The 20,679-nt window shown below is 69.3% G+C and carries 13 protein-coding genes and 1 tRNA gene; 6 read left to right on the plus strand and 8 right to left on the minus strand.

From position 1 onward, the window contains the following. Positions 1–46: 46 nt before the first annotated feature. From pknB to OHA10_RS11595, 6 genes are all read right to left on the minus strand, one after another. Positions 47–1,885 carry a Stk1 family PASTA domain-containing Ser/Thr kinase gene (gene pknB / locus OHA10_RS11570; protein WP_371406178.1) on the minus strand — a complete coding sequence of 613 codons (1,839 nt, stop codon included), beginning with the start codon at positions 1,883–1,885 and terminating at the stop codon, positions 47–49. A 123-nt stretch (positions 1,886–2,008) separates the two neighbouring features. After that, entirely contained in the window at positions 2,009–3,463 is a 1,455-nt protein-coding gene (locus tag OHA10_RS11575; protein WP_371406179.1) for a peptidoglycan D,D-transpeptidase FtsI family protein, read from the minus strand. Beyond that, positions 3,460–4,845, minus strand: coding sequence for an FtsW/RodA/SpoVE family cell cycle protein (locus OHA10_RS11580; protein ID WP_371407934.1), 1,386 nt, complete (start codon positions 4,843–4,845; stop codon positions 3,460–3,462). The genes OHA10_RS11575 and OHA10_RS11580 overlap by 4 nt, the downstream gene beginning before the upstream one ends. Further along, positions 4,842–6,251 carry a PP2C family serine/threonine-protein phosphatase gene (locus tag OHA10_RS11585; RefSeq protein WP_371406180.1) on the minus strand — a complete coding sequence of 470 codons (1,410 nt, stop codon included), beginning with the start codon at positions 6,249–6,251 and terminating at the stop codon, positions 4,842–4,844. Before OHA10_RS11585 ends, OHA10_RS11580 begins: the two co-directional genes overlap by 4 nt. Positions 6,252–6,261: 10 nt before the next feature. Further along, positions 6,262–6,744: an FHA domain-containing protein gene (locus tag OHA10_RS11590; protein ID WP_371406181.1), complete on the minus strand. Its 483-nt coding sequence runs from the start codon at positions 6,742–6,744 to the stop codon at positions 6,262–6,264. 10 nt (positions 6,745–6,754) lie between these two features. After that, entirely contained in the window at positions 6,755–7,600 is an 846-nt protein-coding gene (locus OHA10_RS11595; RefSeq protein ID WP_371406182.1) for an FhaA domain-containing protein, read from the minus strand. Positions 7,601–7,770: 170 nt separating this feature from the next. On the opposite strand from OHA10_RS11595, the gene OHA10_RS11600 reads away from it, so the two are divergent. From OHA10_RS11600 to OHA10_RS11615, 4 genes are all read left to right on the plus strand, one after another. After that, positions 7,771–7,857: transfer RNA gene (locus OHA10_RS11600), tRNA-Leu, on the plus strand. A 206-nt stretch (positions 7,858–8,063) separates the two neighbouring features. Next, positions 8,064–8,819: an ABC transporter ATP-binding protein gene (locus OHA10_RS11605; protein WP_371406183.1), complete on the plus strand. Its 756-nt coding sequence runs from the start codon at positions 8,064–8,066 to the stop codon at positions 8,817–8,819. Then, the gene (locus tag OHA10_RS11610; protein WP_371406184.1) at positions 8,804–10,639 is read left to right on the plus strand and encodes a hypothetical protein; all 1,836 of its coding nucleotides are present in this window, start codon (positions 8,804–8,806) and stop codon (positions 10,637–10,639) included. The genes OHA10_RS11605 and OHA10_RS11610 overlap by 16 nt, the downstream gene beginning before the upstream one ends. A gap of 287 nt (positions 10,640–10,926) precedes the next feature. After that, the gene (locus tag OHA10_RS11615; RefSeq protein WP_371406185.1) at positions 10,927–11,901 is read left to right on the plus strand and encodes a helix-turn-helix domain-containing protein; all 975 of its coding nucleotides are present in this window, start codon (positions 10,927–10,929) and stop codon (positions 11,899–11,901) included. A 3-nt stretch (positions 11,902–11,904) separates the two neighbouring features. Here OHA10_RS11615 and OHA10_RS11620 read toward each other — a convergent pair whose 3' ends face one another. Continuing rightward, positions 11,905–15,522 carry a S8 family serine peptidase gene (locus OHA10_RS11620; RefSeq protein WP_371406186.1) on the minus strand — a complete coding sequence of 1,206 codons (3,618 nt, stop codon included), beginning with the start codon at positions 15,520–15,522 and terminating at the stop codon, positions 11,905–11,907. 240 nt (positions 15,523–15,762) lie between these two features. Here OHA10_RS11620 and OHA10_RS11625 point away from each other — a divergent pair, with 240 nt between their 5' ends. Together OHA10_RS11625 and OHA10_RS11630 are read left to right on the plus strand one after the other, a co-directional pair. Next, positions 15,763–16,548, plus strand: coding sequence for a PrsW family intramembrane metalloprotease (locus tag OHA10_RS11625; RefSeq protein ID WP_371406187.1), 786 nt, complete (start codon positions 15,763–15,765; stop codon positions 16,546–16,548). Positions 16,549–16,893: 345 nt separating this feature from the next. Beyond that, complete coding sequence (locus tag OHA10_RS11630; RefSeq protein WP_371406188.1) at positions 16,894–18,018, plus strand: endonuclease; 1,125 nt, start codon at positions 16,894–16,896, stop codon at positions 18,016–18,018. Here the strand turns inward: OHA10_RS11630 and OHA10_RS11635 are convergent. Beyond that, positions 18,015–20,639: a hypothetical protein gene (locus OHA10_RS11635; protein ID WP_371406189.1), complete on the minus strand. Its 2,625-nt coding sequence runs from the start codon at positions 20,637–20,639 to the stop codon at positions 18,015–18,017. The two genes, OHA10_RS11630 and OHA10_RS11635, sit on opposite strands and share 4 nt — an antisense overlap. Positions 20,640–20,679 lie beyond the last annotated feature (40 nt).

A 20,679-nucleotide genomic window follows, 5' to 3' on the forward strand; every position in this document is an offset into this window, starting at 1 on the left:
ACGAAGAACCCCCGGGGCCGATGTGGCCCCGGGGGTTTGTGTTGTCTCAGCCGCCGATCGTGATGCCCGGCGTGGTCGGTGTGGTGGGCGGCGTGTCCGTCGGCTGGCTCGGCGGCGGGGAGCTCGGCTCCTGCTGCTTGTTCACGGTCAGCGTGATCAGATCGCCCTTGGCTGCCTTGCTGCCGGCCTTCGGGGACTGCTGGAGCACCTGGCCGTCGGCCGCGTTCGGGTCGTTGCCGAACACGTACCCGACCCGGAAGCCGGCCTGCTCCAGCGTCAGCTTCGCGTCGTCGTACGACTGGGTGACGACGTTCGGTACGTCGACCTCGGTCTTGCCGCTGGAGACCGTCAGCGTGAACTCCTGACCCGACGGGTACTGCCCGTTCGGGTCCGGGCTGACCGCGAGCACGGTGCCCTTCTTCTCGTCGCTGTCCTGCTCGATGACCTTGTCCTTGACCTTGAAGTTCGCGGCCGTGCCTTCGAGCGCCTTGCGGGCGGCACCCTCCGACTTGCCGATCACGTCCGGCACCGGGAACGCGCTCCGCCCGGACGAGAAGACCACGGTGACCGTCGAACCCTCCTCGGCCTCGGTCCCGGCCGCGGGGGTCTGCCGGATCGCGGAGCCGCGGCCGACCGTGTCGCTGGTCTCCGACGGTCCCTGCGCGAACTTCAGGCCCTTGTCCGCCAGCAGCGCGGTCGCGTCCGCGACCGACTTGCCGCTGACGTCCGGCACGGCGACCTTGGCCACCGGGGTGTTGGTCGCACCGCCGCCGGCGTTGTCGTTCTTGTTCATATTGGTGAACAGGGCATATGCACCGACCGCGATCGCGACGATCGCCAGGCCGAGCAGGAAGTACGCGAGGCCGCGGTTGCGCCGCGACCGGCCGTCGTCCTCCTCGTCGAGGTCGTCGCCGCCCGGCGGGAGGATGTCGTTCCCCGCGGTCTGTCGGTAGGCCTGGGTGGCAGCCGGCGCGATCGCGGTCGGCGCCATCGCCCGGGTCTCGGCGACCGCCGCCATCGGCGCGGTCACCTGCTGGCCGGCCAGCACCCGGTGGATGTCCGCACGCATCTCGGCCGCGCTCTGGTACCGCTCCTCGCGGTTCTTCGCCAGCGCCTTGAGGACGACGGCGTCGACCTCCGGCGGGATGTCGGGGTCGAACGAGGACGGCGGCAGCGGCTGCTCCCGGACGTGCTGGTAGGCCACCGACACCGGCGATTCACCGACGAACGGCGGACGCCCGGTCAGCAGTTCGTACAGCAGGCAGCCGGTCGAGTACAGGTCGGAGCGGGCGTCGACGGTCTCGCCGCGGGCCTGCTCCGGCGAGAGGTACTGCGCGGTGCCGATCACGGCCGCGGTCTGGGTCATCGTGGAGGACGTGTCGGCGACCGCGCGGGCGATACCGAAGTCCATCACCTTGACCTGGCCCTGCGGGGTCAGCATCACGTTCCCGGGCTTGATGTCGCGGTGCACGATGCCGGCCCGGTGGCTGTAGTCGAGCGCCTCGAGTACGCCGGAGGTGATCTCCAGGGCGCGCTCGGGCATGATCTTGCGGCCCTCGCGGATCAGGTCCCGCAGCGTCTTACCGGTCACCAGCTCCATCACGATGTACGGGATCGTGACGCCGGAGCCGTTCGGATCGGGCTCCTCGCCGGTGTCGTACACCGACACGATGGTCGGGTGGTTGAGCGAGGCAGCCGACTGCGCCTCCCGGCGGAACCTGGCCTGGAAGGTGGCGTCACTGGCCAGGTCGACCCGCAGCCGCTTGATGGCGACGGACCGGCCGAGCCGGTTGTCCACACCCCTGCGGACCTCCGCCATGCCGCCGCGGCCGAGCGGTTCGCCTTCTTCGTACCGGCCGCCGACGAGACGTGCCTGCGATGTCATGACCTCAGCCTTCCAACCTGTCTGTGAGACACAAAAACACACTCAACTTGCCCACGGTAGCGGCCGCCACACGTGGTTCCCCGTTGGAGAGACGCGCCGTGACGGCATCATTCCGTATCGTGCTCATTGGCTCAGCACCGCCTCCATCACCGATTTGGCGATCGGGGCGGCCAGTCTGCCGCCGGCGATGTCGTCCCGGGCGATGTCGGCCTTCTCGATCAGCACCGCGACCGCGATCTTCGGGTCGTCGGCCGGTGCGAACGCGGTGAACCAGGCGAACGGCGGGCGGTCCTTCGCGGTCTGCGCCGTACCGGTCTTGCCGGCCACCTGCACACCGCTGATCTGACCGGGCTTGCCGGTGCCGTTGTTCACGACGTCGACCATCATCGCGGTCAGCTCGGACGCGACCTGCGGGGTGACCGCCTGGTGCAGCGACTCCGGCTTGGTCTCCGAGACCGTCTTCAGGTCCGGGGTCTTCACGTTCTGCACGAGGTAGGGCTTCATCACCTCGCCCTTGTTCGCGATGCCGGCCGCGACCATCGCCATCTGCAGCGGCGTGGCCCGGACGTCGAACTGGCCGATCGCGGACTGCGCGGTCTGCGGCTCGTTCGGGTCGCCGGGGAACTGGCTGGTGGCCACGCTCGGCAGCTCGGCCAGCGGCCGCGCGCCGAAGCCGAACTTGGCGGCCTGGTCGCGCAGCGCGTCCGGCCCGAGGGCCAGGCCGACGCTGCCGTAGGCGGTGTTGCAGGAGTAGCGCAGCGCGATCGTCAGGGTCGCGTTGTTGCTGCCGCCGCAGTTCTTGCCGTCCTCGTTCACCAGCGGGACGGTGGTCTGCGGCAACGGCAGCTCGGCCGGCGAGTTCACCTTGGTCTCCGGCGTGTACTTGCCGCTGGACAGCGCCGCGGCCGCGGTGATCAGCTTGAACGTCGAGCCCGGCGGGTAGAGCTCCTGGGCCGCGCGGTTCGACAGCGGCCGGTCCTTGTCCTCGGTCAGGCTCTTCCAGGCCGCGTCGACCTTGGCGCTGTCGTGCGAGGCGAGCCGGTTCGGGTCGTACGACGGTGTGGTCGCCATCGCGAGGATCTTGCCGGTCTTCGGCTCGATCGCCACCACGGCACCGGTCTTCGAGCCCAGACCCTTGTACGCCGCCTGCTGTGCCGCGGCGTTCAGCGTCAACGTGACGCTGCCGCCCTGCTGCGGCCGGTTGCTGATCACGTCGATGATCCGGCGGAACGCCATCGACGGGTCCGAGCCGTTCAGCTCGGAGTTCATCGTCAGCTCGATCCCGCCGCGACCGAACCGGTACGAGTAGAAGCCGGTCACCGGCGCGTACACCGGACCGGACGGGTACGTCCGCTGGTACTTGAACCGGTCGTTGGACGGTTTGCTCTGCGCGACCGGCGTGCTCCCGATCAGGATCGGGCCGCGGTTGACCGAGAACTGCGAGTCGCGGACCCGGTTGTTGTCGTTGCGGCCGTTGATCTCGTTCGCCCGGAAGGCCTGCAGGTACGTCGAGTTCGCCATCAGCGCGAGCATCAGGATGATCGCCGCGACGGCCAATCGTCGGATCGCCGAGTTCACTGTTTCTGCACCGCCATCGCGATCGTTTCGTCGGACACGGGAGCGGCCGGTGTCTGCGGTCGCCGGGCCTGATCGCTGATCCGCAGCAGCAGCGCGATGATCGCCCAGTTCGCGACCAGCGACGTACCGCCGAGAGCCATGAACGGCGTGGCCAGACCGGTCAGCGGGATCAGCCCGGTCACGCCACCGACGATCACGAACACCTGCAGTGCGAACGACATCGCCAGGCCGGTCGCGACCAGCTTGCCGAAGATGTCCCGGCAGCCGAGGGCGGTCCGCAGGCCGCGCTCGATGATCAGCGTGTAGATCAGGATGATCGCGATCAGACCGGTCAGGCCGAGCTCCTCGGCCATCGAGGAGATGATCATGTCGCTGTTCGCGTAGAGCGTGGCCTCCGGGTGGCCCTGGCCGAGGCCGCGGCCGAGGATGCCGCCCCACGCCTGGCCCATCAACCCGAGCTTCACCTGGCCGCCGTCGATCGCCCACGGGTCCAGCCAGTCGGTGACCCGGCGGTGCACGTGGCCGAACGACAGGTACGCGAAGTACGCGCCGCCGACGAACAGCAGGCCACCGATGATCAGCCAGCCGGCCCGCTCGGTGGACACGTACAGCAGGAACAGGAACAGGCCGAAGAACAGCAGCGACGAACCGAGGTCGCTCTCGAAGACCAGGACGCCCAGGCTGACCAGCCAGGCAACCAGGATCGGGCCGAGGTCGCGGGCCCGCGGCAGGTCGAGGCCGAGGAACCGGCGTCCGGCCAGCGTCAGGACGTCGCGCTTCACCACCAGGTAGCCGGCGAAGAAGATCACCAGGCAGACCTTGGCGAACTCGCCGGGCTGGAACGACATCCCGGCGACGCGGATCCAGATCGGCGCGCCGTTCACGTTGGCGCCCAGGCCGGGAACCAACGGCAGGATCAGCAGCACGATTCCGGCCAGGCCGAGGCTGTAGGTGAACGCCTGCAACCGGCGGTGGTCGCGGACCACGATGATCACCGCGAGGAACAGCACGACGCCGACCGCGGTCCAGGTGATCTGCTGCGGCGCGAACGGGACGCCCTTGGTCCGGCCGATCGCCGTCAGGCCCAGGTCGACGCGGTGGATCATCGCGACGCCCAGCCCGTTCAGCAGCACGGCGCACGGGAGGATGACCGGGTCTGCGTACGGCGCCCGGAACCGCAGCGCCATGTGTGCGATCAGGGCGAGCAGACTGATGCCGGCGGCGTAGTACCCCGTGCTGGCCGGGATCTCGTTCTCGACGGTGATGCCGATGTTGACGTACGCCGCGACCGATACCCCGATCGCGATCACGAGCAGCAGCAACTCCACCCCGCGCCGGGTACGCGGGATGATCTGGATGACTGACGTCGAGGCGATACTCATCGGACTCCGTCGCAGTCGTCCGGGCTGCCGGGCGTCGTCGTACTGCCCGGGCTGGTCGGCGTCGTCGACGGGTGCACGACCGGAGTCGTCACCGGGGGCTTGGAGACGGGCGGCTTCGACACCGGCGGCTTCGACACGGGCGGCGTACTCGGCTTCGGTGTCGGCGTGGGCGTCGGCTTGGGCTTCGCGGCGCACTCGGCAGCGGTCTGCTGCAGCTCGGCGACGATCGAGCGGGCACCGGCCAGGTTGTCCGCCTGGATGTTGCCCTCCACCTGCTCGCGGCTGTACGTCGGGAGCTTGTCGACCTGGAGCGACTGGCGCTCGTACACCTTCGACAGGTTGAGACCCGGGAGGTCGGCCTCGACGCCCTTGAAGATCGCCACGTAGTCGCCGTCGGTGCCGACGTAGTACTGCTTCTGGGTCCAGCTGTACGCGAACCAGCCGCCGCCGCCGATCAGCCCGAGGATGACCACGAGTACGGCGATCCGCCGCAGCCAGGGGAACCGCTTCGGCGGGCGCGGCGCGTACCGCAGCTCCTCCGGATCGAGCCCGGCGCCATGGCCACCGCCGCCGTGCCCGTCGCCTCCGGTGCGGATCGCGACCGTGGGCTCGCCGCGGCCCGTGCTGCCCTGGGCGAGCTCGGCGGCCGCGCCGACCAGCTGCGGCTGGACGCCGCTCGCGGGCTCGGTCTCGACGACGTCTGCGACGACGCAGGTGACGTTGTCGTTCGAACCCGCCTCGAGCGCGTGCGTGATCAGCTCGACGACGACGGAGTCCGGCGTACCGGAGGCCATCGAGGCGGCGATCACCTCGTCGCTCACGTAGTCGGGCAGGCCGTCGCTGCACAGCATCAGCCGGTCGCCGGCCTGGACGTCGAGGATCTGCAGGTCCGGATCGGAGTCCGGGCGGCCGTCGAGCACCCGCAGGATCAGGTTGCGGTGCGGGTGGGTGAAGGCCTCCTCCTGGGAGATCCGGCCCTCGTCGACGAGCGACTGCACGAAGGTGTGGTCGTGGCTCAGCTGGTACAGCTGGCCGTCCCGCATCCGGTACGCGCGGGAGTCGCCGAGGTGCGCGAGCCCGAGCTGCTTGCCGTCGAACATCAGCGCCGTGACGGTCGAGCCCATGCCCTCGCGTTCGGGGTCCTCCTCGACCAGCTCCGACAGTCGCTCGTTGGCCCGGTGGACGGCGCCGGCCAGCGCCTCGATCATGTCCTCGCCGCTGATCTCGGCGGTGTCCAGTCGCCGGATCACCTGGACCGCCGCCGCGCTGGCCACCTCACCGGCCGCGGCGCCGCCCATTCCGTCGGCGAGCAGCAGCAGGTGCGGACCGGCGTACGCCGAGTCCTCGTTGTTGCGGCGCACCCGTCCGACGTCGGACAGTGTGGCGTAGTCGAGCGACAGGGTCATCGAGGCAGGCCTACTTCGCGATGTTCAGCGTCGTCCGGCCGATCCGGATCGAACCGCCGATCTCGGCCGGGACCGGGCGGGTGACCCGCTGGCCGTCAAGGTACGTGCCGTTGGTGGAGCCGAGATCCTCGACCCACCACTGGCCCTCGGACAGGAACAACCGGGCGTGCCGGGTGGAGGAGTAGTCGTCGTCGAGCCGGATCTGGCAGTCCGAACCGCGGCCGATGATCACCGGCTCCTCGGTCAGCGAGGCGCCGACGCCGGCCTGCGGCCCGTCCGCGATCGTCACCGACGCGGGCAGGCCCTTGCGCTTCTTGGCCGGCTTGGCGGTCTTCGGCGTCCGGGTGCTCTGCGGTGCGACGGCGGCCGCCGCCCGGCTGTCCACCTTCGCGCCGAACAGGTCGGACCTGATCACGGACAGCACCGCGAGGACGAACATCCACAACAGGGCCAGGAACCCCAGTTTGATCAGGGTCAGGGTCAGTTCCGACATGGACTTCCGGTCACCACCCGCTGCTCGGCGGCTGGGCCATCGGCTCGTCCGCGAGACGCAGCGTCATCGTCGTGTTGCCGATCCGCACCGTCGAACCGTCGACCAGCTCGGCCTCGGTGCTGCGGCGGCCGTTGACCAGCGTGCCGTTGGTGGAGCCGAGATCGACCAGCACGACCCGGATACCGTCCGGGCCTTCCGGCATCAGGCGGATCTCGGCGTGCCGCCGGGACACACCCGGGTCGTTGATCTGGATGTCCGCGTCGGTACCGCGGCCGAGCACGACGCCGGGCGGGTTGACCGGGCGGCGGCGCCCGTTCACCTCGAGCATCACCTGGGGGTGACCGCGGCGGGGGGACGGCTGGGGCGCGTACTGGGGCTCGTACGGGGGCGGGCTCTGCACGACCGGCTCGTTCGGCGGCACGTAGGGCTCCTGCTGGTAGGGCTGGGGCTCGGGCTGCTGATAGGCGGCCGGGCGACGCTGTGGCGTCCCGACCGTCTCGCTGACCACCCGGAACTTACCGGTCGGGAGGTCGTCCTGCTGAACCAGCTCGATGTCGATGGGCCCGGAGAACGTGTACCGCTGGATGTCGGCGTGGTCGCGCAGCTCGTTGGCGAGCTCGTGGTTCAGGGTCCGGCCGTAGGCGTTCAGCCGCTCGAAGTCGTCCGGTCCGAGCTCGACGACGAAGTGGTTCGGCACCAGCCGCCGGTCCCGGGACAGGATCCGCGCGGTGTTGTCGATCTCACGCTTGAGAGCCGCCGCCAGTTCGATCGGCTCGACATCACCCTTGAAAGCGCGCGCGAAGACACCGCTCACAATGCCTTCCAGGCGTCGCTCGAAGCGCTGTAGCGGTCGCACGCCTCCTCCTCCACGGTCGGTACGCCAAAGATCGTCCACCGGTCGAGGCGGACACACCGGGTACGACGATCGATCGTATCGGGAGGTTCGACCGAACCCGCAATGTGAAGCACCCCGACAACCCGTGCTAATGTTCCTTCTCGTCGCCGGGAGCACCATCCGGCGACTGCGCGCGGGTGGCGGAATAGGCAGACGCGCACGGTTCAGGTCCGTGTGCCCGAAAGGGCGTGGGGGTTCAACTCCCCCCTCGCGCACCACGAGAGTCCCGGTCGAAACGACCGGGACTTCGTCGTTTCCGGGCATGTGCGAAGCCTCACGCCGCCGGCTTCGCGCGGCCGTTCCGGTGTAGTCCGGTGCAGTCCGGTGTGCTCGGGTGACGCCTTCGATCCGCCGATCGGTTGACCGGGCGGGTCGGCCGGTGGACTGACGACCTGGGGCGCCTGTGGGTGGGAGGCTGCTGGGTATGGAGCAGGCGCTGGAGTTGGACGGGCTGACGAAGGTTTTCGGGGATGAGCGGGCGGTTGATGGGCTCAGTCTGAGTGTGCCCAGTGGGTCGTTCTTCGGGGTGTTGGGGCCTAATGGGGCCGGGAAGACGACGTCGTTGTCGATGGCGGTGGGATTGTTGCGGCCTGACGGCGGGACGGCGCGGGTCTTCGGGGTGGATGTGTGGCGGGAGCCGACGAAGGCGAAGGCTCTGGTCGGGGTGTTGCCGGACGGGCTGGGGATGCCGGAGCGGCTGACCGGGCGGGAGGTGCTGACCTACCTGGGGTTGCTGCGTGGGCTGCCTGCGGACGAGGTTGCCCGGCGGACCTCCGAGCTGCTGGAGGTGCTCGAGCTCGATCACGAGGACGACAAGCAGGTGATCGGGTATTCGACCGGCATGCGGAAGAAGCTCGGCCTGGCTGTCGCGCTGCTGCACGCGCCGCGGCTGCTCGTGCTGGACGAGCCGTTCGAGGCGGTCGATCCGGTGTCGGCGGCGACGATCCGGACCATCCTGCACCGGTTCATCGCCGGCGGCGGTTCGGTGGTGATGTCGAGTCACGTGATGGCGTTGGTCGAGCAGCTGTGCGATCGCGTCGCGGTGGTCGCGGCCGGAAGAGTAGTTGCCTCAGGCACCGTTTCTGAGGTGCAGGCGGGCGGCACGCTGGAGGATGCGTTCGTGACGCTGGTCGGTGCGTCGACCCGTGGCGCGGAGGGACTGACGTGGCTCTCGCACTGACGTACAGCACCTCGCACACGCTGGTCCGGATGCGGCTGGCCGCGTTCCGGCATGCGCTCAAGGACCAGTTCAGGGTGACCTGGATCGTCACCGGCGCGTTCGTCGGCCTGGTGCTCGCGGGCGGGACGATCTGGGTCGCGGCGAGGGGCGACAACGACGTACTGGTCGTGGTGCTCGCGGTCTGGATGCTCGGCTGGGTGGTCGGACCACTGTTCGCGGGCGGTGGCGACGAGACGCTCAAGCCGGAGTACTTCACGATGGTGCCGCTGCCGCCGCGGACGCTCTCCACCGGTCTGCTGGTGGCTGCGCTGGCCGGTGTCGCACCGGTCATCAGCCTGATCGCCCTGCTCAGCCTTGTGATCTCCGGTGCGAATGTCGTCGCCGCTCTGGTCGCCGTGCCTGCTTTACTGCTCCAGCTCTTCTGCTTCGTCCTCGCGTCCCGGCTAGCCGTCGCGGTGTACGGCGTACTCCTGCAAGTGCGTGCCGGTGCGGTGATCGCAGCGCTCGTCAACGCCTTCATCCTGGCCTTCACCGCGCAGGGCTGGGCCCTGATCGTGGCGTTCGTATCCACCGACGTACAAGGCACGCTGGCGAAGGCGGCACGGATCGCACCGTCTGGTTGGGGCCTGGTCGCCGTAGAGGCTGCCGGACGTGGTGACTGGCTCAGAGTGGTTGTAGCACTGGCCGGACTGGTCGTCCTGGGTGTGCTGATGCTCCTGGCCTGGTCGGCGCTGCTAGTCCGCCGGACGACCGCGTCGCGAGCCGGCGGCAAGGTACGACGGCCGCTGAGCGGGACCACTCCGCGAAATGGTGCAGCCGCCAAGGAAGTGCGCTCCTGGACCCGTGACCTGCTCTACGGCCACAAGGCGGTCTTCGCGATCAGCTACGGGCTGTTCTTCTGCCTCATGCCGCTGGCGCTCGGATGGAAGGCGATGCTGCCCTGGGCCGGTCCGGCAGCCGTCGTCATGGCAGCAGCGATGTCCGCCAACCTGTACGGCGCGGACGGTACGGCGCTGTGGACCACGCTGATGACGCCCGGCGCCAACGGGCCGGATGTGCGCGCCCGTCAGCGGGCGTTCCTGCTGGTCTTCGGTCCGATCACGCTGGTCATCACCCTGCTGCTGACCTGGTGGTCCGGTTACGCCAGCGCCTGGCCGCTCGTGCTCAGCGTGCTGCCCGCTCTGCTCGGCGGAGCAGCCGGACTGGTCGTGGCCAGCTCGGTGTACGCCGCCGTACCGACGACTGATGCGCACAAGCGGTCCGGCAATCCGCTGAACTCGGGTGAGAACGAGGGCGAGACGATGGGCATCGTCTACGTGATGCTCGTGCTGGTCGCCTCGACCTGTGCCCCGGCCCTGATCGTGGCGCTCTACACCGGCTGGTGGGGTGTGCCGGTCGGCATCATCTCCGGCGTCCTCGCCTGGTGGTACTTCGGTCGCGTCGCTGCCCAGCGTCTCGACACCAGAGGCCCCGAGCTCCTCACGCTGCTCAGGCACGGCAGATCGCCCGCGGAGCAGGCCGAGAAGACCGCAGCGCTCGACGCACTCCCCAAGTGGAAGCGGACCGCTGCCGGCTTCTGTCTCGGCTTCGGGGCGATCCCACTGTTCCCGCAGGCCGTCGTACCGGCGATCTTCAAGCTGACCGGCAACGACGACACCCGGTCCTGGTTCCTGGCGCTCTACCAGTCCGGACCGTGGCAGTGGGTCGTGATCGTGGTGATGGCCGCGCTGGGCCTGTCGATGTACGCGTTCGGCGGGCTTACCTACTACCGCGCGAGGAAGCGCGCTCCGGGTGAGCCGCTCGCGGCAGCCGCAGGCTAGGCGACCCGCGGTGCCGGGCGGTCGGGGCGACCGTGTTGTGGTTGCGCAGCATCCAGATGGCAACGGCGGCCGCGGCGATCAGGCCGGCGATCCCGGCGTAGTCGGTGACACTCATCATCGGTTCTCTCTCCAGGGCGGTGGGCTCGGCGGCGGCGAGTTCCGCTGGCGTCTGACCGGAAAGTGACGGGCGCTGCACGTTTCCGTGATGGCACGGCGGTGTCGTGGCTGAATAGTGCCAATAGGAAAGCGCCGGATTCCTGAAAGGGTGGGGTCCGGAGGTGGAGCGGATGCAGGACGGCTCGTTGCTCGATGCGCGGGAGGAGCAGACCTACCGGCTGCTGGTCGGGCTGTCTGCCGCGCGGGCGGCCGAGTTGGCCGAGGTCGCCGAACTGCCGCAGCACGAGGCCGACGAGGTGCTGCAGCGGTTGCAGGCCAAGGGGCTGGTCACGGTCCAGTCGGCCGACGAGCCGGTCTTCAGCCCGCTGCCGCCCGACGTGGCCTTCGGTACGACGCTGCTGCGTCGCCAGGAGTCGCTCGAGGCCGCCCGGAAGACCGTGGCCGCACTCAGCGAAGAGTTCCGCGCCAGCGCGAGCCGCCGCGACGCGCACCACCTCGTCGAGGTGATCGTCGGCGCCACCACACTCCGCGAACGGCTACGCGATCTGCAGAACGCAGCCCGCGAGGAGATCCTCTGGTTCTGCCGCGCGAACCCGCTGGCGATGCAGGGCGCTGACAACACCGAGGAGTACGGCGCTCTGTCGCGCGGGGTCCGCTACCGCGCCATCTACGAGCGCGCGCTGATCGAGACGCCCGGTGAGCTGGACTCGATCGCCGAGGGAGTCAGTTGGGGCGAGGAGGCCCGGGTCCTGCCGACGCTGCCGGTGCGGCTCGCGATCGTGGACCGGTCGACCGCGATCTGCCCGCTGGTCCGCGACGACGAGAGTATCGGCGAACCGTCTGCCGCGATCATCAACCGCGGCCAGCTCCTCGACGCGCTACTGGCGCTGTTCGAGAGCTACTGGGAGCTGGCGACGCCGGTGCGGCTCCAGCCCGACGACGACGAGCCGGTGGAAGGGCTGGACGACTCCGAGCGGCTGCTGCTCTCACTGCTGGTCGCCGGGGTGCCGGACAAGTCGATCGCGACGCAGCTGGGTATCAGCCGGCGAACAGTGCAACGCCGCCTGGATCGCCTGATGGCTCTGGCAGGTGTGGATACCAGGACCGGTCTGGCGTTCCAGGCGGCGAAGCGCGACTGGCTCTGAGCGCTACTTCACGCCGTACGCCCGGATCACGGTCTGGGTGATCTTGGCGCCGTTCGGTCCCGTGGCGGCGACCTTCAGGGAGACCGTGTCGTGAGCGTTCGGTACGACGGCCAGGTAGTGGCCGAGAGCACCGACCACGATGAGCCGCTTCCAGGACTTGCCTTCGTCGTACGACGCCCAGGCCTGCAGCGACGTCGCCCGGGACGACTCGAAACTGATCGCGTGCGTGCGGGCTGCCACCCGACCGGTCAGGTCGACCGGGACCGTGTAGTTGACCTGCTGCAACGGTAGCGCCACAGCCTTGTCGTCAGCCTGCTTGGCGGAGCGGAACTCCCAGGAGGTCTCCGTGTGAGTACCCCAGTTCCACTCCCCCTCGCTGTCCTTGCGCTCGGTCGTCAGGTCCAGCTTGTACGCCGCGTCCTCGCTGGAGGTGATCACATCCGCCCACGCGCTTGGCAGCTCAGCCACAACAGCGCCGTTGCGGGACAGCGTTGCCGACGACGCAGTGGTCTCACCGACCGTGTAGTGCCCGGCCGCGTCCACGAACGACGGGATGCGGAGCGAGAGCCGATCCCCGGTGCGAGTGGACTGCACACCAGGTGCTGCGGCCGGCCGTACGACGGGACCGAACCACGTCTCGTCCGACGTACCGGTCCGGTACGAGCGCGGAACCGACGTCATCCCACCGGCCAGCGGGTTCATGTCGTCCCAGGTGTAGAGGTGGTGCACCCGGTGCTGCCAGAGCGAGTCACCGGACGTCACCCACTCCTCGCGCACCTTCGGGGTCTCGACGAACCGCTGGGCGTCGTTCCACGAGTACTCCTGCCACGGACGCCAGCCGAACCGCTGCTCCTTGGCCCAGTTGAACCCGCCGTTGTCGGCGTACCGCGTGGTGATGCGGGCGCTGTTCGCCGGCGTCACCTTGTAGTCGATCTTGGCCGGGATCGACCCGGTCGAGACCTGCTGTACGTCGTACAGGTACGGGCTGGACGTGGTGAGCGTGAGGTCGATCGACGCCTTGCCGCGACGGGCCCGGTCGATCAGCTTGTGACCGTCCTTGGAGGTGGTGACCATCGCCGGGATCGGCTCCCGGTCGCCGACCGGACGCCAGACCGTCCAGGCGGACCAGTCCGCCGGCCGGACCAGGATCACCGCCGCGGCACCCGCGTTCGCGGCCGCGACGATCTGGTCGTGCTCGCTGCCGTTGCCCCAGCCGTCCTCGCTGGAGTCCAGCACCGCGACCGCACCCCGCACACCCTTCAACGACGCGTCCGAGTACACCAGCGGGAAGCGCCGTTTGCCGTCGAACGACGGGGATTGGTGCAGCAGGTTGATGTCGAGCGGACCGGGGACGCCGGGGACCGCGGCCTGGACGAGCGGTGCGACGAGCTGCCAGCGGGAGGAGAACTCGAAGCTGCCGTCCTTGACCGGCTTCGTCGGTGTCACGTTGACCTGCTTGACCGTGCTGAAGTGCATCACGCCGTGGCTGATCGAGCGGCCGTTGGCGTACACGCGGTGCACGTAGTAGCTGAGCACCGCCTGCTGCTCCGACGGCTTCGGCGTCTCGATCGTGATCGGGACCGCCTTGCGCGCGTCGATGACGATCTCGGTGTCCTTGCTGACCACGATGTTCGGATCGGTGAACAGGCTCACCTGCTCGTCCTGCGGGTCGTAGTTCTCGACCAGCGAGTGCAGCAGGTACGTACCCTCCTCGACCTCGGCCGTGAAGGTCTCACCGTTCGGGATCCACGCCAGTACGTCGGACCGCGAGTTGTCCCCGAACAACGAGATGACCGGTACGCCGGTGGGCTGTCCGTCCAGGCCGACCGCGCGCAGGGTCACCTTGTGCTTCGGGCCGGACCGGAGCGCGCCGACCGCGGTGTGGGTGACGACGCCATCAGGGCCGGTGGCAACGATCCACCCGCTGTACTGACCGCGGCCGACCTTGGCCGGGTCGAGGGTCACCGGGACGTCGGCGGTGCCGTTGGCAGGAACGGTGACGGTCGCCGGGACGGTGAAGCCGGTCGCCGGCTGCTTGTCGTCCAGGTTGGTGACCTGAGCGGCCAGGTTCAGCGTGACCGGTGCGCCGGAGTCGTTCCGGTAGGTAACCGTGCGGGTGCCGGTCTCGAGGCCGAAGTCGGCGACGCCGCTCGCGGTCACCTTCTGTGCGACCGCCCGGGTCAGGTCGACCCGGCCCGCGCCCTGCTGGTACACGGTCTGCTCGGGCTGAGTCTTCGCCGTGCTGACCAGTGCGTTCTTGAGCTGGTCGGCCTTCCAGTCCGGGTGCTGCTGCGCGAGCAGTGCGGCGGCACCGGCGACGTGCGGCGTCGCCATCGAAGTACCGGAGGCGGACGTGTAGAGCTCGTCGATCGGGTCGCCCATGATCGTGCCGGCCGCGCGGGCCGCGATGATGCCGACGCCGGGCGCGGTGATCTCCGGCTTCAGGCCGGCGTCGCCGAGCCGCGGTCCACGGCTGGAGAAGTCCGCGAGCTGGTCGTTGCGGTCCACCGCCCCGACGGTCAGCGCGGACGCCGCGGCGCCCGGCGTACCGACCGTCTCGTCCTGACCTTCGTTGCCTGCAGCAACTACGAACAGGGTGCCGGTCTGCGCGGTGATGTCGTTGACGGCCTGGCTGAGCGGGTCGGTGCCGTCGGTGGCTTCGCCGCCCAGGCTCATGTTGACGACCTTCGCGCCCTCGGCCGCGGCCCACTCCATCCCGGCGATGATCCAGGAGTCGTACCCGTACCCGTCGTCACCGAGCACCTTGCCGACGAGCAGGTCGGCCTTCGGGGCGACGCCCTTGCGGGTACCGCCCGCGCCCGCACCGGTGCCGGCGATGGTGGCGGCGACGTGCGTGCCGTGACCGAAGTGGTCGACGGTGCCGCTCGGGCTGCCGGAGAAGTCCACGCTCTCCTTGACCTTGCCGGTCAGGTCCGGGTGGGTGGCATCCACGCCGGTGTCCAGGACGGCGACCTCGACACCGGCGCCTTCGTACCCGGCCTTCCAGGCGTCCGGTGCGCCGATCTGCGGGACGCTCTTGTCGAGCACCGGACGGACCCTGCCGTCGAGCCAGATCTTGGTGATGCCGCTGTTCAGCGAGCGGGCGCCGGCGGCCGGCCTGAGCGATTTCCACAGGGCGGGGAGCTGGTCCTTGGCCGCGTCCACAGCCCGGCCGCCGATCGACGGGAGCTGCCGGGTGGTCGTCGTACCGGCGAGATTCTGCTCGGTCCGGAGACCGGGGGTGTCCTTCACGATCAGCGGGAGGTTGGCGGCGTCGCCGTACCCGTCGGCGATCAGCTCGTCGACGTCGAACAGGTCCGCGTCGAGGACGCCGGTGGAGATGTAGGGGACGGCGTCGCTGGGCAGCACGCGCAGTCCGCCGTCGACCTCGATCGTGTGGAACGAGACGCCTTCACGGCCGGGCGCCGGGGTGACGGTGGCGGCCTTCTTACCGCCGCCGGCGTCGGTCAGCTGTACGACGTCGCCGGTGATCAGCGTGATGGCCGAGGACTTGATCGCCGTGGATCCGGTGGGAGGGGCGGCGGCGGACGGGATCGCCGACAGCGCGCCGAGGGTCAGCATCGCCGCGAGGGTGGCGGCGGTGAGGCGGGTGGGGGACATAGGCGGATTCTCCTTCGAGAGGTTCGGGGCAGGACCACCTCTTCTTCCGACAGAGTTTGCAATCAGGTCACAGCAATCGGCCCTGTCCATCACTGCCGTCCCTGCGACATGGCGCAACCACGCCATACTGATGGCCTCGCCTCCGGCTCGGCGGGTCATGGGGCCCTTGGCTCCCGGCCTTCCCTCGTCGCTCCGGTCGCTTCGCTCCCTACACTCCTCAGTCCAGGCCGGGAGGGCCCCATGACCGCTCAGGTAATCCGCAGGTGGGGGTGGATCGGTACGTTCTTGGTCGGTGCCGGGTTGTATCTCGCGGTGCTGGCTGTGCTGACCGATACCGGGAATCCGAATCTGTTCCCGACGATGATCCTGCTCGGCGCGCTCGTCGTACCGCTGACGTTCGTGACGTTCGCGGCCGGGCGGTCCGGGCGCTGGCTGATCGACGGGCCGACGCTCGGCGGGTGCCTGCTGTTCGGTGGCGTGGTCGGCGTGGTGGTCGCGGGGCTGCTCGAGTACGACGCGATGCGCCGGCTCGGGACGCTGCCGATGCTCGGGGTCGGGCTGATCGAGGAGGCGGCGAAGCTCGTCGTACCGGCGGTCCTGGTGATCTTCTTCGGGCACCGGTACCGGACGTCGATCGGCCGCGGGATCGTCATCGGCGTCGCGGTCGGCACCGGATTCGCCGTACTCGAGACGATGGGGTACGCGTTCGTCGCGCTGCTGCAGTCGAACGGGAACGTCGGCGCCGCCGAGCAGACGCTGTTCATCCGCGGCCTGCTGTCACCGGCCGGGCACGCGGCCTGGACCGGACTCGCCTGCTGGGGTCTGTGGCGGTTCGTGATCGCGCCGACCGGCAAGCACTTCGCGGGCTTTCTCGGGATGTACGCGCTGGCCGTCGCGCTGCACACCACCTGGGACGGGATCGGCGGCACGATCACGTACGCCGTCGTCGGTGCGATCTCCATCGGGCTGCTGCTGTACGGCCTGAAGCGCGCCCAGCGGACCGACACCGCCCTGGTGACCGCCTGACGGATCAGTGACCTGTCAGTACGGTGAGATCGCGGTCGTGAGCCATGGACAACGCGTGCCGGAATGAGTACGGTCCGTAAACGGCGTCCGCCATCACGCCACCCTCGTCGGTGAGGTACTGCCCGCCAGTAGTACCTCGCTGGTGGTTGGGCAGAGCAGGCTGCGGCGGACAGTCACGGCCTGATGGGGGCCCGATCACCCAGGTGGGGCGATGAACGGCACTCACCCGTTCACCGCCCCACCGGCTCAAACCTTCATCCGGTGTTCGCGGCGCGGATGTTCGGAAGCCGGACGAGCTGGGCAGACTGACCTCCGTCCGGTCCCCACCCGCCCCTGGGAGTAGCCGTGTCCCGTTTGTTCCGTCCGGCGCTGCTCGTCACCGCCGTTCTCGCGCTGCTCGGCTTCGGCATAACGCCGTCGAACGCCGCCACCACGATCACCGTCGCGACAGCGATCGGCCGCCAGGACAACTCCACGGCGTCCGTCAGCGGCTACGTGGTCGGTCAGCCGACCGCTACCAGCACCGTTGTCCGCAGCAACTTCCCGAACGACTACGCGCTCGCCCTGGCCGACTCGGCGACGCAGACCAGTACGTCGGCGATGCTCTACGTCCAGATCCCGGCCGCGTTCCGCGCGTCGTACGGACTGCAGAGCAACCCGAGTCTGCTCGGCAAACAGATCACCGTCACCGGCACGCTCGCGGCGTACTTCTCGCACCCCGGTCTGAAGAACGCGACCGCGTTCACCGGCGGTGGCGGTACGACGGACCCGCCCGGCGACCCGGGTGACTACTACGCCGGCGCCGAGGGCAAGACCGGTGCCGCGCTGAAGGCCGCGCTGCACACGATCATCTCGAGCCAGACCAAGCTCACCTACGACCAGGTCTGGGACGCGCTCGAGGTCACCGACCAGGACCCGAACAACAGCAGCAACGTCATCGAGATCTACTCCGGCCGTTCGATCGCGAAGAGCAGCGAGGGCGGCGGCGTCGACGACTGGAACCGCGAGCACGTCTGGGCCAAGTCCCACGGCGACTTCGGTACGGCGACCGGCCCGGGGACCGACATCCACCATCTGCGCCCCGAGGACGTCTCGGTGAACTCGGCCCGCGGCAACCTCGACTTCGACAACGGCGGTACGGCGGTCGCCCAGTGCTCCGGCTGTACGGCGGACTCGGACTCGTTCGCCCCGCGCCCGGCGGCCCGCGGCGACGTCGCCCGGATGATCTTCTACATGGCCGTCCGGTACGAGGGCGGCGACGGGTTCCCGAACCTCGAGGTGAACAACTCGGTCGGCAACGGCACCGCGCCGTACATCGGCAAGCTCTCGGTGCTGAAGGCGTGGGCGGCGGCCGACCCGCCGGACGCGTTCGAGAAGAACCGCAACGAGGTCATCTACAGCCAGTTCCAGCACAACCGGAACCCGTTCATCGACCACCCGGAATGGATCAGCTCGATCTGGCCGAACTAGAGCTTCTGGTTCGCCTGCAGGTTCTCCCGTCTGGGCCCGCCCTGACCGAGGGCGGGCCGGGCCTCGGGTGAGGCCGACTCGACCTGTCCGGCCACGACGCGCGGCCGGGCGATACCGGACTGTGCGGCGGCGAAGCCGAGGCGGGTCTGCACCCAGTCCTGGAAGCCGGGGTCGGCGACCCGGAGGTAGTACCCGGTGCGGGTCAGCAGTCCGCGGGAGATCAGCTTGTGGGACGCCTCGTCGAGATCCCAGCGCCCGGGGCCGGGCGGCTCGGACCGGGACGGGATGACCATCCCGTTCGACCCCAGCACGGAGGTCTTCGCGAGCAGTTCCTTCTCGTTGGGCGAGCAGTTGTACCAGGCGGCGTCGTACAGCGCCCGCGACTGCGCGTTCAGCCGTGCCCTCGCGGTGGCGGCGACGTCGGCGGTGATGCCCTGACCCTGGTCGGTGAGCTCGAGCGCCGCGGCGGCCAGCGTGCGCAACCGGGTCGGGTTGCCGTTCGCCGCCGCGACCAGGCTGTCGACGGCCTCCGGCTCGTAGCTCACCCGGGCCTGGTCGAGCGGCACGGTCAGCGCCAGCCGCAGCTCGTCCGCGTGGATCGGCTGCAGCCGGCGTACGTCGAACTTGCCGGCCTCCTTGGTCTCCGTGCCGGCATGTCCACCCGATGCCTCGAGCAACCGGCTGGTGGCCTCCTCGCCACCGGCGGCGATCAGGAACATCGGATGCCGTACCTGCTTCAGGTGCGCCGACAGCGAGGTCAGCACGTACAGGTCCTCTTTCGACGCGGCGTCCAGGTTGTCGACCATGACCAGGATCGGGGTCCGGTTCGGGTGCGCCATCTTGCCGAGGTGTTCGGCGACCTCGTTCAGCGTGGTGCCGACCGAGTCCTTCCTGACGCCTTCGACCGTGCTCTTGTGGATGCCGACCTTCGGACCGGGGGCGAGGCCGAACCGGAGCTGATTGGTCTTCATCAGGTTGGCCGTCCGCACCGCCATCCGGTTCAGGAGCTGCTTCAGCTCGCGCACCTCGCCGGCCGGGTACCGCTTCTTGATCGCGTCCATCTCGCCCTGCACCGCGCGGATGAACCGGGCCTCGAGGCCCTCTCGTCGCGAGGCGTCCAGCTGGATCGCGATCCAGCCCTCCGCGTCGGCCATCGCCTTGGTCCGGGTGAGCTCATGACTGGTGCCGGTCCCCGGCGCGCCGGTGAACAGCAGTGACGTACCGGTCGGGCCCCGGTCCTCGAGCGAGATCGGGCGGCCCTGCGCATCGGTCCGCTTGACCTCGTGGACGAGCTGACCCGACGTACCGAACACCTGGTTGACCAGCGCCTTGTCGCCGGTCGGGTGGACCGGCGCGAGCGCCACGTCGCCGCGGGACACGGCCGGCCCGCTGGTCAGCTCCGGGATCGGATCCGGGGTCTGGCCGACGTAATCGTTGATCCAGTCCCGGAATCCCTCGTCGGGGATCGTGACGACGCCTTCGCCGTGCTCGCGCAGCATGCCGCGGGCAACGAGTTGCTGGCGGGCCTGGTCGATCTCCTGCCACTTGCCGGGGCCGGCGGCCTGGGTGACGGCCGGCATGTACACGCTGTTCGGCCCCTGGGACGCGACCAGCACGAGCAGATCCTTCTGCGCGTGGGTGGTGCTCTTCTGGTTCCAGTGGTCCTGGTACGTCTCGGCCGCGTCGGCGTTGACGTGGGCGATCGCGGTCTCCACCGAAGCGACGGTGATCCCGGCCTGCTGGTCCTGGTACGCGACCGCGGCCTGGCTGAGTGACCGCAGCCGCGACGGGTCGCCGTTCGCCGACGCGACCAGGCGGTCGATGGCGTCGTACTCGTACGGGATCCGGGCTTCCTGCAGTGGCAGGGTCAGGGACTTCCAGACCTCGTCGTCGGGTAGCGGTCCGAGCTCGCGGACGTCGAACTGGTTGCTGATCGTGGTCGCGATGCCCGACATCCGCCGGGAGGCGTTCATCAGCGACCAGGTCGACCCCGCGCCGCCGGCCGCGACCAGCCAGACCGGAAGGTCCATCTCCTCGATGTGGATCGCCAGCTCGTTCAGCCCGGCCTGGTCGTTCTCCAGCGCCTGGTCGATACCGTCCACCAGCAACAGGATCGGCCGGCCGTCCTCGCCGGTCAGCTTGCCGAGCTCGTCGGCGAAGTCGTTCAGCGTGGTGCCGAGTTCGCTGTACGCCGTCGTGTCGCGCTCCATCTTCCCGACGTACTCCATCGGGAACGGGCCGCCGCCGAAGCGCAGTTCGACGCCGAGTCGTTTGTTGCCGCCGCTGCGGGTCAGCTGTCCGACCGTGTTGTCGAGCCTGCGAACCGCGCGGCGGTTGAACCGTTTGCGCAGCTCGTCGATGCTCGACCGGATCGCGATCGTGAGCTGGTGTTCGAGCGGCGCGTTCGCGGACGCGTTGATCCGGATCGTGGACCAGCCGTGCTCCTCGGCCAGGTCCTCCGCGCGGTACAGCTCCGAGGTCTTGCCCATCCCGGGCGGCCCGGTGAAGAGGATCGCCTGGCTCTCCGGCAGGTCCTTGCCGAGCGAGATCGGATTGCCCACCTTGTCGGTTCGGATGACCGAGTACGCCGGGTACCGATCGCTGCCGAAGACCGAGCTCATTGGACCAGCGTGCGGACCGTAGCCGTACCCGACACGGTCT

Origin of the sequence: Kribbella sp. NBC_00662, assembly GCF_041430295.1 — a bacterium.
GTDB lineage: Bacteria > Actinomycetota > Actinomycetes > Propionibacteriales > Kribbellaceae > Kribbella.